Annotated in this window: 11 protein-coding genes; 6 read left to right on the top strand and 5 right to left on the bottom strand. The window is 58.9% G+C overall.

What is annotated here, in order from left to right:
* Window positions 1–607: 607 nt before the first annotated feature.
* Both PSH73_RS05975 and PSH73_RS05970 read left to right on the top strand, forming a co-directional pair.
* Window positions 608–808, top strand: coding sequence for a hypothetical protein (locus tag PSH73_RS05975; RefSeq protein WP_029297082.1), 201 nt, complete (start codon window positions 608–610; stop codon window positions 806–808).
* A 329-nt stretch (window positions 809–1,137) separates the two neighbouring features.
* Window positions 1,138–2,613 (top strand): inorganic phosphate transporter, encoded by a 1,476-nt coding sequence (locus PSH73_RS05970; RefSeq protein WP_057439817.1) that lies wholly within the window; start codon window positions 1,138–1,140, stop codon window positions 2,611–2,613.
* A 144-nt stretch (window positions 2,614–2,757) separates the two neighbouring features.
* Here the strand turns inward: PSH73_RS05970 and ccoM are convergent, their stop codons facing one another.
* From ccoM to PSH73_RS05955, 3 genes are all read right to left on the bottom strand, one after another.
* Window positions 2,758–2,874, bottom strand: coding sequence for a cytochrome c oxidase subunit CcoM (gene ccoM / locus PSH73_RS05965; protein ID WP_029297086.1), 117 nt, complete (start codon window positions 2,872–2,874; stop codon window positions 2,758–2,760).
* Between the two features lie 143 nt (window positions 2,875–3,017).
* A complete protein-coding gene (locus PSH73_RS05960) occupies window positions 3,018–3,209 on the bottom strand; it encodes a hypothetical protein (protein WP_128593654.1) in 192 nt (63 codons plus the stop codon).
* Window positions 3,210–3,234: 25 nt separating this feature from the next.
* The gene (locus PSH73_RS05955) at window positions 3,235–3,576 is read right to left on the bottom strand and encodes a hypothetical protein (RefSeq protein WP_057958736.1); all 342 of its coding nucleotides are present in this window, start codon (window positions 3,574–3,576) and stop codon (window positions 3,235–3,237) included.
* A 218-nt stretch (window positions 3,577–3,794) separates the two neighbouring features.
* On the opposite strand from PSH73_RS05955, the gene rapA reads away from it, so the two are divergent.
* Window positions 3,795–6,641: an RNA polymerase-associated protein RapA gene (rapA, locus tag PSH73_RS05950; protein ID WP_305462092.1), complete on the top strand. Its 2,847-nt coding sequence runs from the start codon at window positions 3,795–3,797 to the stop codon at window positions 6,639–6,641.
* Between the two features lie 194 nt (window positions 6,642–6,835).
* Here the strand turns inward: rapA and PSH73_RS05945 are convergent, their stop codons facing one another.
* Together PSH73_RS05945 and PSH73_RS05940 are read right to left on the bottom strand one after the other, a co-directional pair.
* A complete protein-coding gene (locus PSH73_RS05945) occupies window positions 6,836–7,798 on the bottom strand; it encodes an IS110 family transposase (RefSeq protein ID WP_076965387.1) in 963 nt (320 codons plus the stop codon).
* Window positions 7,799–8,468: 670 nt separating this feature from the next.
* Entirely contained in the window at window positions 8,469–9,812 is a 1,344-nt protein-coding gene (locus tag PSH73_RS05940) for an MFS transporter (RefSeq protein ID WP_200660235.1), read from the bottom strand.
* 245 nt (window positions 9,813–10,057) lie between these two features.
* Here PSH73_RS05940 and PSH73_RS05935 point away from each other — a divergent pair, with 245 nt between their 5' ends.
* The 3 genes from PSH73_RS05935 to PSH73_RS05925 all read left to right on the top strand — a co-directional run bounded on the left by PSH73_RS05935 (window position 10,058) and on the right by PSH73_RS05925 (window position 15,183).
* The gene (locus tag PSH73_RS05935; RefSeq protein ID WP_057958734.1) at window positions 10,058–10,426 is read left to right on the top strand and encodes a YkgJ family cysteine cluster protein; all 369 of its coding nucleotides are present in this window, start codon (window positions 10,058–10,060) and stop codon (window positions 10,424–10,426) included.
* 143 nt (window positions 10,427–10,569) lie between these two features.
* The gene (locus tag PSH73_RS05930) at window positions 10,570–12,813 is read left to right on the top strand and encodes a bifunctional diguanylate cyclase/phosphodiesterase (protein ID WP_057958733.1); all 2,244 of its coding nucleotides are present in this window, start codon (window positions 10,570–10,572) and stop codon (window positions 12,811–12,813) included.
* A 189-nt stretch (window positions 12,814–13,002) separates the two neighbouring features.
* Window positions 13,003–15,183, top strand: a complete 2,181-nt coding sequence (locus tag PSH73_RS05925) for a hypothetical protein (protein ID WP_057958732.1) — start codon at window positions 13,003–13,005, stop codon at window positions 15,181–15,183.
* Window positions 15,184–15,262 lie beyond the last annotated feature (79 nt).

The following is a 15,262-nucleotide window of genomic DNA, read 5'->3' as shown; positions in this document are numbered from 1 at the left end:
TCTCTTATTTTCAAGCGCCATTACAAGCCGGCAGGCAACGGATGTACAAGGCAAGGGCGCCAACATTGGGCGATTATCGGACGGTCATTCGATAATCGCAATTTACGCCGCTGGGCGCTGCCAGGCCCCGCACTGAATTTGTTGCACTCACTTAACCGACGGCGTTCGGCCTGGCAATGTTGACTTAATTAACGACCGTGCAACTGTCACATACAGAGTGTTAGGCAAGTACGGCGTCAAGTTCCCGACATGAGGTGAATAGCAATACAGCTACGCCAAGTTGACGTTTTTTAACTTGTTGACGATAGTCTTATGCAAATGCGCCGCTATAATGCACCCTGTGACAAGGTCGAGTTGGCCTCAAGGGCATGCCTGCCCCCACCAAGCCTCAGCTTTTCCTTGTCCTGGCCTGGGTTGCAGATACCGGGTACTCAGCTCCACAGCCTGCCCATATTTGTGATGTAAAAAGAAAACTGTTGCTACGACAGCTGTTCTTCCCCGGTGCCGTGGCCGCGTGCAATAACTGAAGTGGTTGATCGTGTAATACGCCCATCACTTGCGTCATCGCGCATCACCGGAATCAAACTCAACTCAATTAGGTAACAAAGTGACGAAAGACGAACTGCGCGCGGAACTTGAGCGCCAGGAACAACGTTACAAGGATGTTTACGGCGGGGAAGTCACCACCTACGCCGCCCAACCTGAGCCGGAGCGCAAACCATGGCGCAAACGAGCCAGTCTGCTCGACCAGGCATTTGCCCAGGAAATCCAAAAGATCGAAAAGGACCTCAAGGCCGAAGAGCCATAAGCCTCTCGGACTGAGCCTTCCTGGCAAGTCATTGCCCTGCCAGCCCCCCTGGCAGGGGCGCCCGGGTTTTGCCCTGCAATCGTCAGTTTCGCCGCTCTGACGAAATTTCATACACCTGTTTCAGACCCTTCATCTTAATTGTCGCACCCTGCCACGGCCCCTCTATTCTTTATAAATCAATGAGTTGCCAAACCACCGAAATATCTGGTAGTCGCACCCCTCCTCCAAATTAATTCGTTGAAGAATGTTACCGGCGAGCAGCTAGTGCATAGATTACTGAGGTTTTCTGGCATAATCGCGCCCCCTTACGACCGGGTCATAAAACCTTCATGATCGATTTATTCAGCGGACTGGATGCTTGGGTTCTTGTGAGCCTGTTGCTCGCCCTCGCCTTTGTCCTCGCCTTCGAGTTCATCAATGGCTTTCATGACACCGCTAACGCGGTGGCCACAGTCATCTATACCAAAGCGATGCCGCCGCACCTGGCCGTATTCTTTTCCGGGGTGTTCAACTTCCTCGGCGTGTTGCTCGGCGGGGTGGGCGTTGCCTATGCCATCGTGCACCTGCTGCCGGTGGAGTTGCTGATCAATGTAAACACCGGCCATGGTCTGGCCATGGTGTTTTCATTATTAGCAGCGGCCATCACCTGGAATCTCGGCACCTGGTATTTCGGGATCCCGGCATCCAGCTCCCACACCCTGATCGGTTCGATCCTCGGTGTCGGCCTGGCCAATGCCTTGATCAACGATATTCCGCTGGCAGACGGGGTCAACTGGCAGAAGGCCATTGATATCGGCGCCTCGCTGGTGTTCTCGCCCATGGCCGGCTTCCTGGTCGCAGCCCTGGTGTTGATTGGCCTTAAATGGTGGCGTCCGCTGTCCAAGATGCACAAGACACCGGACCAGCGCCGCAAGCTCGACGACAAGAAACACCCGCCGTTCTGGAACCGCCTGGTACTGGTGATTTCCGCGATGGCCGTGAGTTTCGTGCATGGCTCCAACGACGGCCAGAAAGGTATTGGCCTGATCATGCTGGTGCTGATCGGTATCGTGCCCGCGCAGTTCGTACTCGATCTGGGCAGCACCACTTACCAGATCGAGCGAACCCGCGACGCCACCCTGCACCTCAACCAGTTCTACCAGCGCAACCACGAAACCCTCGGCGAATTCCTTGCCCTGGGCAAAAGTGTCAGAGACGACCTGCCAGGCAAGTTCCGTTGCAACCCGCAACAGACCGAGCCGACCATCAACGCCCTCCTCGGCACATTGAAGGGTGTCTCTGACTACCATTCCTTGACCTCCGACCAGCGCATTGAAGTCCGTCGCTACCTGCTGTGCCTGGACGACACCGCGAAGAAAGTCGGCAAGCTGCCTGGCCTTGATTCCCGCGAGAAGTCGGACCTGGAAAAACTGCGCAAAGACCTGACCGCCACCACCGAATACGCACCGTTCTGGGTAATCCTCGCCGTGGCCCTGGCCCTTGGCCTGGGCACCATGGTGGGCTGGAAGCGCGTGGTACTGACGATTGGCGAGAAGATCGGCAAGCAGGGCATGACCTATGCCCAGGGCATGTCAGCGCAAATCACCACCGCCACCATGATTGGCTTTGCCAATATCTTCGCCCTGCCGGTGTCCACCACCCACGTGCTGTCTTCGGGCGTGGCCGGGACCATGGTCGCGAACAAGAGCGGGCTGCAAGGCGGCACCGTGAAGACCATCCTGATGGCCTGGATCCTGACCCTGCCAGCCACAGTGAGCCTGTCGGCCGGGTTGTTCTGGCTGGCGTCCAAGGCGTTGGGCAGTTAACCGACAACGCAATTAAAAAGGCGTGACCTGCGAGGGTCACGCCTTTTTTTGTGCCTTTGTGGCTAGAGAGCTAAATATCGGGCAAAAAAAAGGGCGACCGAAGTCGCCCAAAATGCCTTGCGTGCTCATGTAACCCGGAAAAACCTATGGTTTTTTACGCTTGTTCGCGTCTTTCCAGATAAAAAATCCAAACCCTACAAAAAACAGCACCATGAGGCCGACAGTCAGCACCCCGGCAAAAACCACATTATCGAAAAACATGACCGGCCTCCTGCTCTTGCCTTGTTGCGATGGGGCTAAGTTAACCAAGAAGTCGGAGGCAGAAATTGACGGGGATCAATGTCGCCCGCAACGGGGCGTAAAGAAGGGAGATAACTGACCTGAATCAATAGATTCAGGGCATTTCAGCGCTTTTTCGGTTTGTTTTTCGACTTTTTCTTCGCCTTGCCCAGCGGCATGGCCTGCTCGAACGCCTGGCGCACGTCATTCAGGCGCTTGTCATTGAGATCGTGGACCCGTTTGGCGCGTTCGGCAGTCAGGTCGATCAGCTTGTCGTCACTCATGGCATGGCTTACGTGGTGGCTGGATTGACTCAATAATGCGTCCTGGCCCGCCCAGGGGTCAAACCTCGACGTCCACCCACAACCCCTGGCGGGGTGCATCCTCGATCAGCGGCGCGACCGGCACGGTGTTATCGGCATTCAGTTCGTCACCAGGAATAGCCAGGTGCTGCTCGGGATCTTCGTCGGCCTCGCGCCGGCGTTTTTGCTGTTCCTGCTGGCGTCGTTGTTCCTCGCGCAGCATCAGGGTCGATTGCTCCGCGTCGCGGTTCTTGAGGTCAATGGTGCTTTCGCTGGAACTCGCCTGCGCAGGCACCACCGGCGGGATATCGGGTTTGGGGCGCACGGGGTCGAGTTGTGACGTGACCGGCACAACACTCAAGGGCAAGATCGGTGGCAGCATAATTATTGGTCTCCTGTCAGCAGGCTGTCGGCTGCTGTACCAGCGACTTGAGCCTGGGGCCGCCAACTTGTGACCCAGTCGTCAGTCGCCAGTGCCCTGCCACCCGTCGAATCGTCCTCTTTCACTCCGGCAAGCGGAGTAGTTTTTGTCAGAGTCCTTTGGCTGGGGGCCTTGTTCCGTTAGAATAGTCGGCTTTTTCACGGCGGGAGTCAGGCAGCATGGCGCAGCAGTATCAACCGGGGCAACGCTGGATTAGTGACAGCGAAGCAGAGCTGGGGTTAGGCACCGTTCTGGCACAGGACGGCCGCTTGTTGACCGTGCTCTATCCGGCCACTGGCGACACCCGCCAGTATGCGCTACGGAATGCGCCCCTCACTCGCGTGAGGTTCTCGCCGGGTGACACCATCACCCACTTCGAAGGTTGGAAGATGACCGTGCGCGAGGTCGACGATGTCGACGGCCTGCTGGTCTACCACGGCCTCAATGGGCAGAACGAGCAGGTCACCCTGCCGGAAACCCAACTGTCGAACTTCATCCAGTTCCGCCTCGCCAGCGACCGTCTGTTCGCCGGCCAGATCGACCCGCTGGCCTGGTTCTCCCTGCGCTACCACACCCTGGAACACACCAGCCGCCAGTTGCAGTCCTCGCTCTGGGGCCTGGGCGGCGTGCGTGCGCAGCCGATTGCGCACCAACTGCACATCGCCCGTGAAGTGGCTGACCGGATCGCGCCACGGGTGCTGCTGGCCGACGAAGTGGGCCTGGGCAAGACCATCGAAGCCGGCCTGGTGATCCATCGCCAACTGCTGTCCGGGCGCGCCAATCGCGTACTGATCCTGGTCCCGGAAAACCTCCAGCACCAATGGCTGGTGGAAATGCGCCGGCGTTTCAACCTGCAGGTCGCGCTGTTCGACGAAGAACGTTTTATCGAAAGCGATGCCAGCAACCCGTTCGAAGACACCCAACTCGCGCTGGTGGCCCTGGAATGGCTGGTGGACGACGAAAAAGCCCAGGACGCACTGTTTGCCGCCGGCTGGGACTTGATGGTGGTCGACGAAGCCCACCACCTGGTCTGGCACGAAGAAAAGGCCAGCGCTGAATACCAACTGGTCGAGCAACTGGCCGAGACCATTCCAGGCGTGCTGCTGCTGACCGCAACCCCGGAACAACTGGGCCAGGACAGCCACTTCGCCCGTCTGCGCCTGCTGGACCCGAACCGTTTCCATGACGTCAAAGCCTTCCGCGCCGAGAGCGAGAACTATCGCCCGGTCGCCGAAGCCGTCCAGGAACTGATGGACAAGGGTCGCCTCTCGCCGGCCGCGCACAAGACTATCCAGGGCTTCCTCGGCAACGAAGGCGAAGCACTGCTGGCTGCCGTCAACGATGGCGACACCGAAGCCAGTGCGCGCCTGGTGCGTGAGCTGCTGGACCGCCACGGCACCGGCCGCGTGCTGTTCCGTAACACCCGCGCCGCCGTACAAGGCTTCCCCGAGCGCAAGCTGCACGCCTACCCGCTGCCGTGCCCGGACGAATACCTGGAGCTGCCGCTGGGCGAGCATGCCGAGCTGTACCCGGAAGTCAGCTTCCAGTCGCAACCGGATATAGAAGAAGAAAACCGCTGGTGGCGCTTCGACCCGCGCGTCGAGTGGCTGATCGACCAGCTGAAAATGCTCAAGCGCACCAAAGTCCTGGTGATCTGCGCCCACGCCGAAACCGCCATGGACCTGGAAGACGCCCTGCGCGTGCGTTCCGGCATCCCGGCCACGGTGTTCCACGAGGGCATGAACATCCTCGAACGGGACCGTGCCGCCGCCTACTTCGCGGATGAAGAGTTCGGCGCCCAGGTGCTGATCTGTTCGGAAATCGGCAGTGAAGGCCGCAACTTCCAGTTCGCCCACAATCTGGTGCTGTTCGACCTGCCATCGCACCCGGACTTGCTGGAGCAGCGCATCGGGCGTCTGGACCGGATCGGCCAGAAGCATGTGATCGAGCTCCACGTGCCATACCTGGAAACCAGCCCGCAAGAGCGGCTGTTCCAGTGGTACCACGAAGCCTTGAATGCCTTCCTTAACACCTGCCCGACCGGCAACGCCTTGCAGCACCAGTTCGGCCCGCGCCTGCTGCCGCTGCTGGAAAATGCCGACGACGGCGAATGGCAAGCCCTGATCGACGAAGCCCGCACCGAGCGCGAGCGCCTTGAAGCCGAGCTGCACACCGGCCGCGACCGTTTGCTGGAGCTCAACTCCGGCGGCGCTGGCGAAGGTGATGCGCTGGTCGAGGACATCCTGGAGCAAGACGATCAGTTCACCCTGCCGATCTACATGGAAACCCTGTTCGACGCGTTCGGCATCGACAGCGAAGACCATTCGGAAAACGCGCTGATCCTCAAGCCCAGCGAAAAAATGCTCGACGCCAGCTTCCCCCTCGGCGATGACGAAGGCGTGACCATCACTTACGACCGCAACCAGGCGCTGTCTCGCGAAGACATGCAGTTCATTACCTGGGAGCACCCGATGGTCCAGGGCGGCATGGACCTGGTGCTGTCCGGTTCCATGGGCAACACCGCAGTGGCGCTGATCAAGAACAAGGCGCTGAAGCCAGGCACTGTGTTGCTGGAACTGCTCTATGTCAGTGAAGTGGTGGCACCGCGTTCGCTGCAACTGGGTCGCTACCTGCCCCCGGCGGCCCTGCGCTGCCTGCTGGATGCCAATGGCAATGACTTGTCGGGCCGGGTGTCCTTCACCACCCTCAACGACCAGCTGGAAAGCGTGCCACGGGCCAGCGCCAACAAGTTCGTGCAGGCCCAGCGCGATCAGCTGACGCCACGGATCAACGCCGGCGAAGAGAAAATCGCCCCGCGCCACGCCGAACGTGTGGCCGAGGCGCAACGTCGCCTGGCGGCAGACACCGACGAAGAGCTGGCGCGCCTGACCGCCCTGCAAGCCGTCAACCCGACCGTACGCGACAGCGAACTGGTTGCCCTGCGCCAACAGCGCGAGCAAGGCCTGGCTATGCTCGACAAGGCGGCGCTGCGGTTGGAGGCGATTCGGGTGTTGGTCGCCGGTTGATCCGCGCCCTGCCCTGATGAACAAAAAGGCCCGCGCAATGCGGGCCTTTTTTATGGGGGGTGTCCTGCCGGTTTACCCCCCAAATCAATATCGGATGACGGCCAGCGTGGTTTAACGGGGCGCCTCAGATCAAGATCAAAAGCAAAGCGAGGCGGCCTGACCTTCGAGGCGTGCGCGTCCTTCTGTGGGAGATTCTATGGTTTTGGGGAAGCCCCCAAAACCGCTTTTGACTGGTATTCGCTCAGGTTTTTCATGAGCGAAAAGGCGATGCGCGCCAGCTTGCGGCCAATGATGACCAGGGCTTGAGTCGTTTTCAGGCCCCTGGCTAGATAACCCTCGTATAAAGGTTTCCAGGCTTCTGACCTGATACCTGCTGACGCCGCGTTATGCAGCAATCTGCGTATCTCTGAATCTCCCTTCTTGCTCAATGAGCGGCGTCCGCTCATTTGCCCGGAATCGGATACTCTCAAGTCCATTCCCAAGAACGCGATGTAAGCGTCAGCACTTTCAAATTCTCCTCGCTGAAACGCCATTACCAGGGCAACCGCTGTCAGAAAACCAATGCCCTCGACGGCTTGGCAGCGCTTGACCTGATGCAAAAGCCCCGCCTCAGTAACAGCATCTAATATCCTTTTCTCAATGAGCCCCTCATGCCTATCAAGACACGCTGAAATGCTCTTGGACGAGGCCTTGAGTGATGGCTCGCCCGCCCAGCTCTGATTCAGTGCAACACGCATTTTCACCAGCGCTGCGCGTCGACGCAGCAAGCTTTGAAGCTTGGTATAAATCTTCGGCGGCGGATTCCAGGCGCGTAAATCAGCCTGTTCATTCTTCAAGTAGCGAGCCAGCAACTGCGCATCACTGAAGTCTGTTTTAGCGCGACCACCTGTGCCTTTGCGGTAATGGCTAAGGCGATATCCATCAATCACGTAAACGATATGGCCCATCGAATGAGCCAAGTTGACGGTATCCACGTGATAGATATTGGTGGCTTCAATTGCGATGGCGCTGCCCGCAGGCAAAGACTTCAGCCATGCCTTCAGCTCGCTTTTCTTGTTCGATACGATCTTTGTTTCAGCAGTTTCACTTTGATAAACAACTACTTCGGCTTTAGCGACATCCACTCCAATGATTGATTGCGAGACAGTCATTGCCATGAGAAAAGCTCCGGGTTAGGGTTTACGGGCTTGTCGGGGCTTCACCGTTGCGCTGGCTTGCTTCTATCGTCGGTCATGGCCGATGCATTCCTTATCGGCGCTTTGGTGAAGGGGTGGGGCGAAGTCTCCCACGGTCTGTACTGGCTAGAGTCAGATGCTGGCTTTTAGTCCCACCACCCCTACAAGTCTAACCATACAAGCTGGCTTGCCTGCGATGGCGGCAGGTCAGCCAATAGATTTATCGACTGATACACCGTCATCGCGGGCAAGCCCGCTCCCACAGGGGAATGCAGCTTCACGCTCTTGCTTTGCTGTTGCTCTGCTTTTGATCTTGATCTGAGGCGCCCCGTTAAACCACGATGGCCGCAGGCAGGCATTGCGCAGTGGGCACCCCGGCATGGATGCCGGGGTAGCCGCGACACGGCCATGGATGGCCGATCGCGGCGGGCCCGCGGAGCAATGCCTGACTGCGGGCATGCCGAGCCTAGGCGAGGCACCGAGTGGTGGGGAAAAAGCGCTTTGGTTACTTTCGCGCTCTTCGAAAGTGACCCGCCGTAAGGGCGGAACCAATAGCCGCCGTGACCGCAGTAACGGATATGTACACAAACCCAATAAGCACTAGATAAAAGAGTTGTGTAGATACCTATGCTGCGCTGGCGTCACCTCGGTTTCAAGCAGTAGCCGCCGCCGGCACCTCAACCCTCCCCAACCCATCCTTCATCCGCTTGGCATCGCGCACAAAACACCGCGAAGCCTGGAACAGAAACAGCATGGTCAGGAACAACGCCACCGGAATCAGGTACATGGCGTCATGCAGCCCCACCGCCTTGAACGCCTCGGTCATTTGCTCGGCACCCGCCGCGTACATTGCCGCATGGGCAAAGTGATCAGACAGCGCGCCCACCACCACCGGCCCCATGCCACCCCCCAGCAGATACAGGCCGGCGAAAAACAGCGCCATGGCCGTGGCCCGCAGACGCGGCTCCACCACATCCTGGATCGCCGTGTACACGCAGGTGTAGAAGTTATAGGCAAACAACCAGCCCACACTGAACACCGCGACAAACACCCCGATCTCGATGCGCCCCGCATGCAGGGCCCAGGCAGTGCATACCGTGGAGATAATCAGGCTGAAGGCGGCAAACAGTAAGCGGCCATTGGCAATGCGCTGGTGAATCTTGTCCGCCACCAGGCCGCCCAAGGTCAGGCCGAACAGACCGGTCACGCCGACAATCACCCCGGTCGCCACGGCCGCTTCCTGCAAAGGCATCAGGAAGTAACGCTGCAGCATCGGCACCAGGAACGAGTTACAGGCATAGGTCGCAAAGTTAAAGCACAGCCCCGCCAGCACCAGCCACAGAAAGGTCGGCACCGCCAGCACGCGCCGGATCGGCCGGTCGACTTTCTCCTGGGAGACTTGCACGGTTTCGGCGGCGCCGCGCTTGGGCTCCTTGATGTAGAACATGAACACCGCAAGGATCAGCCCAGGGACGGCCGCAATAAAGAACGGCGCACGCCAGCTGTCGAACGCCTCGACCATCGCACCGATGGTGAAGAACGCCAGCAACAGGCCCAGGGGCAGGCCAAGCATGAAAATCCCCATGGCCCGGGCGCGACGGTGGGCCGGGAACAGGTCGCCGATCAACGAGTTGGCGGCCGGCGCGTAACTGGCTTCACCAATGCCGATGCCCATGCGCACCAGCAGAAAGGTCCAGAAGCTGCCAACCATGCCGTTGACCGCCGTCAGCGCGCTCCAACTCGCCAGGCCCCAGCCCATCAGCTTGCTGCGCGAGCCGGTATCGGCCAGGCGCCCCAGGGGCAAGCCGGCAATCGCATAGACGATGGTGAATGCGGTGCCGATGATGCCGAGCTGGAAGTCACTGAGGTGCCATTCCATGCGGATCGGCTCGATGATGATCGCCGGGATCGTGCGATCAAAGAAGTTGAACAGGTTGGCCAGGAACAGCAGGAACAGAATGCGCCAGGCATTCGCCGCTTGGGTCGAGTTCTGCATGGGTCCGTCTCTTTTATTGTTATAGAGGCTCGATGCCGACGCATCCTGCCCGGAACCTGCAATCTAGTCAGGCGCGGCGCGGTTGTCTGTAATGATTCGTAAAGCTGATAGGGCGTAATTTCATCCAGGACAGCCGGATTTTCCCGCTAAAAAAATAAGCATGCGCCCCCCTTCCCAAGCGCCTTGGCAGGCATAGAATAGCGAGCCTTCCGCAGTTCCCCCTTACCTCTTATTGATGACGTGCCATGTCCGATGCCAGTCCGTGTCTGAATTGCGGTGCCTGCTGTTCACACTTTCGCGTGTCTTTCTTTTGGGGCGAATGCGCCTCATCAGGCGGCACCGTACCCGATGACCGCGTGGTACAGATCAACCCCACGCGGGTGGCGATGATCGGCACCGACCAGAAACCGGCACGCTGCTGCAGCCTGGAAGGCGAAGTGGGCAGCACCACCCGTTGTTCGATCTACGAGCAGCGTTCCAGCGTGTGCCGGGAGTTCGAGGCCTCATGGAGCCAGGGTGAAGTGAACGTCGATTGCGACGCCGCCCGCGCCGCATTCGGCTTGGCGCCGCTGGAGCAACCGCCTTACGAGTTCGAGCTGCCCATCAGTGCTTAGCACCATTGGCTATGGGGAGCATGCCAAAATCAAAGCAATCAAAATGCCATTACGGCTTGCGATTCCGTTGAGCCTTCTATACTCGATTCCATAGGTCATCGCCACGCGCAGTGACACGAGATGACTCTGCAACGGGACGTGCTATGGAATGGCTGGGTCTGCATTTTTTTACCCCGCTTCCCGAGAGCGGGTATTTATTACTTAATTGCACCCATAACCCCTTCCTGGTGCTACTGGCGTACCTGGTTGCCTGCGCCGCGAGCTTTGGCACCCTGGACATGGCGGAGCGTGTCGGCCACGTTGATAACCTGACGGCAAAACGCCATTGGCGCTGGATCGGTGCCGGTTGCCTGGCCGGCGGGATCTGGTCGACGCACTTCATCAGCATGCTGGCGCTCCAGGCGCCCATCACTATCCATTACGAATGGTTCCTGACGCTGGCTTCATTGGCGATCGCATTGATCGCTTCGTTGTTCGCCATGCAAACCCTCAGTCATGCCCGAATGCGTTTTCATCAGTACCTGACGGCGGCCACCTGCATGGGCCTGGGCATCGCCCTGATGCACTACGTGGGCATGGCCGCCATGCGCTCCGAGGCCCAGGTGTATTTTTCCAGCGGGCTGTTTGGGTTGTCGGTGGCCATTGCCATTGGCGCCAGCCTGGCCGCCTTGCTGTTGTCCCGCTACCTGCGCAATGGCAATGGAATGTTCCACCAACTGCTCAAGTACGCTGCCAGCCTGGTGCTCGGTGCCGGCATTATCAGCATGCACTTCACCGGTATGGCTGCCATGCAATTGCTGCTGCCCACCGGGGCCTTGCCGGCATTGCCCATCGACAACAACCCGACGCAACTGGGCCTGTCGGTGGCCGTCATCACGTTGTTGGTCATCGGCAGCAGCATCAGCGCGGCCCTCGCCGACAAAAAACTGCAGCACAAGGAACGCGACCTGCGTCGGGTCAATGCCCTGCTGACCGAGCTGGACCAGGCGCGCGCATCCCTGCAGCAAGTGGCCCACTACGACGCCCTGACCAGCCTGCTCAATCGCCGGGGCTTCAACCAGATCTTCGCCGAAAGCCTCGCGCAGAAAGCCCAGGCCGAGGGCATGCTGGCGGTGATCTTCCTCGACATCGACCACTTCAAGCGGATCAACGACAGCCTCGGCCATGATGCCGGCGATGAGCTGCTGACAGTCCTGGCCGGCCATATCAAGAGTTCGATACGCAGTCACAATGATGTAGTGGCGCGCTTTGGCGGTGATGAATTCTGCATCCTGATCAACATCCGTCATCGCGACGAAGCGCGGCACATGGCCCAGCGCATCATGCAGAAAATGAAAGAGCCCATCGAGCTGGCTGGCCGGCGCATGGTGATGACCACCAGCATCGGTATCAGCGTGTTTCCCGAGGACGGGACCACCTGCGAGGAACTGCTGAAAACCGCCGACCTGGCGCTGTATCAATCCAAGGATGGCGGGCGCAACAGCTTGAACTTCTTCAGCTCCAACCTGAAAACCCGGGCCTTTCTCGAACTGCAGCTGGAAGAGGAATTGCGCAATGCATTGCGCAACCAAAAGGAACTGGTCCTGCACTACCAACCGATTCTGGACCTGCACAAAGGCAAGGTCACCCGCCTCGAAGCCCTGGTGCGCTGGCAACACCCGCAACATGGGCTGCTGGCGCCCGAACGGTTTATCGGCATCGCCGAAAACAACGGCCTGATCGCCGAGCTGGACAACTGGGTGCTGCGCCAGGCCTGTGCCGACCTGGGTTGGCTGACGGACCAGGGGCACCCGGACCTGGTCATGGCCGTGAATTGTTCGGCCCTGAACCTGGCCCGGGACGAACTGGCAGATGAAATCGAATACGCCTTGCGCAACAGCGGCATCGCCGCCAGCCGCCTGGAGCTGGAAGTGACCGAGAATGCCTTGATGGGCAACATCAGCAGCACCCTGATCCTGCTGCGGCAAATCCGTGCGCTGGGTGTGGCGCTGTCCATCGACGACTTCGGCACCGGCTACTCCTCCCTCTCCTACCTCAAGCGCCTGCCCCTCAACACGCTGAAGATCGACCGCTCCTTTATCCAGGACATTCCCAAGTCCACCTCCGATATGGAGATTGTCCAGGCAATCATCGGCATGGCCCACACCCTGCACCTACAGGTCATTACCGAAGGCGTGGAAACCCAGCAGCAACTGGAGCTGTTGATCAAACATGGCTGCGATTACGTGCAGGGTTACCTGCTCAGTGCAGCGGTGCCGGCCAGTGAAATCAGTGCCGTGATCACGGCACTTGACCAGCGCAACCCGCCGGGCCTGGCGGGCAGCAAGGACACGACCAGCGCCAAGGGTTCATCGACGGGTTCTTCGGTAGTCCGCCCTATTCGCTGAAACGCCAGCATCAGGGCAAATAGCCAGTATTTGATTAAAGAACGCCGACGAACGGCCGATTCATGAGAGTCCAACGTAGCTTTTCCCTAGAAAACCTAGGGTTAAACCCTATCGGGTAAAGTCGCGAACTCTCACTCGGTGATGGCTCTTTGATGTTTTCCGGCCATCCGTCCAGGCACATGGCGCACAATGACTTCTAAAAATAATCCTGTTACCGCGGTATCCGACGTGTTGCTGACAGCGCCTGCGGAAAAACCCTCAGGTTCAAAGTCATTGACCAGTCAACGTGCGCTGGGCACCCAGCAATACCTGTACTTCACCGAAACCAACACCGACCGCATCCTCGACAACCTCGATGGCCTGCGCGACATGGTGTTCCCGCGCCCGCCGCACCTTGACGGTGACAGCGAGCTGCACAGTGAGCAGGAGTTTCCCTCGGTCTGCCTGATCGGCCTGGGGCGCTGTGGTTCCAACATCGCCCTGGATGTGGCGGAACTGGTGTACAACGCCCGCAAGTTTTATCTGAACGAGTTCAGCACCGAAGACAAATCCTACGTTGAAAAAGGCTACAGCCCGGCCCAGTGGATCCGTAACAACCTGCGCCTGGGCGCCAGCAAGGCCAGCAAGCCGGTGTTTCTGGTAGAACCCCTGGTGATGCTCGGCGACCTGGACAAAGACATCGCCGGACGCATCCGTTTCTCGCGCAAGGGCGAGAAAAGCGGCTTTTTGCGCGACTACAGCAAAATGAAAATCATGGACCTGTCGGAAGTGCATGCCGGTGGCGCCGGTAACGCACCGATCCTCGGCCAGTACCTGGCCAAGATCATCCTCAACAAAGACACCCAGCGTTTTTCCAGCCCTGACTGGAAGATGATCCATTCGTACCTGATCGACTCCTGCGGGATCAAGGCCAACCAGTCGCGCCTGTACTTCTCGATCTTCAGCGCCGGCGGCGGCACCGGCTCGGGCATGGCCTCGGAGTTTGGCCTGGCCCAGCAACACTCGTACATGAACAAGACCTTCGACACCAAACCTGCCGACGAGCATGACAGCAAGAGCGGCCATGCCTTTGTGTTCGAGCCGATTTTCACCAGCGGGATCTGCGTGCTGCCGAACATCTCCGATCACCGCAGCGAAATGTCCGAGGCGCTGCACATCAACGCCGGTCGGCTGCTGTGCAAGTACCTGTCGGAGGAATGGGATTTCTCGTACAACTTCGACAATGAAGACAGCAGCGAGGCCAGTGTCAAAGGCCGTATCCGCCCGTGGAACGCGATGATGCTGATCTCCAACGACATCATGCGTTACGCCGAAGAAAGCGACGACGGCAACATCCAGAACATTGACGTCAATGCCATGGAAAAACACGCCAACCAGTACATCTCACAGCAGATCTTCAACATCCTGACGGCTCAGGCGGTGACGACCGACTATGACCAGAACTATTTCCGCCGCGCCGGCATCGACATCGGTGAAACCATTCGCCTGGACGCCAACGACCTGTTCATGAGCCTGGCCGGGCCGGTGGCAATTGCCTACGCCGAGTCGGTGGTCCCGGAAACCCCGGCGCCGAGCAACGACAAGTTCAAGGTGTTTGAAAAAGAGCCGCAGCGCCTGAACATCGACGATTTGTTCTTCCGCTCCATCGACCTGCCCCACTTCAATAAAGTCACCCAGGCCATCGAAGGCATCAGCCTGTTGCCGATCGAATCCAAGCGCTACAAGGCCTCCCTGGAGCAGTACAAGAACTCCGGCTATGACGCAGCGGCCCTGCATGACCTGCACTTCTTCAAGAACTGCTCGTCGGTGGTGTCCATCGTCTCCCTGCCCAAGGACTACAAACTGTCCTATATGGACCTGAACCGGCTCAAGACCCACCTCAACAGCCTGTTCCCCAACACCACCCTCAAGCGCTACGCCCTGGTGATCGGTGCTTCGGCCAACCTGTCGTTGACCACCCTGATCGCCAAGAGCCCGTGCCTGTCGGATGACTTCCTGACGTTGATCGTGGCCTTTATCAAGCGCTGCTTTGCCCGCAACCCGTACCGTTTCGACGAGACCCTGGACAACTCGATCCTGGACTTCATCATCCATGAAGACTTCGACGAGGACCGTATCGACGAGTTGCTCAACGAATTCGAGAACCCGGCGAAGATCCTCGATACCAACTGGTACGCGATCAAGCCGATGTATGAGAAGAAGTACCGCGAGCTGATCAACGACAAAGAGAAGTTTGTCTCGATCAACGACATTCGCCTGTCGCGCGATTGCGTGAAGAAGGCGATCAAGTACCTGCGTGAGATTTATCGTCACCGGATTGGCAAGACCAAGGTGATCTCGCTGAACAACCATACGGGCAAGACCGCCTAGACCGAGGTGCGCCCATCGCGAGCAAGCCCGCTCCCACAGTTGTCCGAGTTCCACTCTTGGAATGCGGCTGGATGTGGGA

Source organism: Pseudomonas sp. FP2294 (assembly GCF_030687625.1).
Lineage (GTDB): Bacteria > Pseudomonadota > Gammaproteobacteria > Pseudomonadales > Pseudomonadaceae > Aquipseudomonas > Aquipseudomonas shahriarae.
The sequence above is the reverse complement of the archived record's forward strand: the minus strand, read 5'-3'. Positions and strand labels throughout refer to the sequence as shown.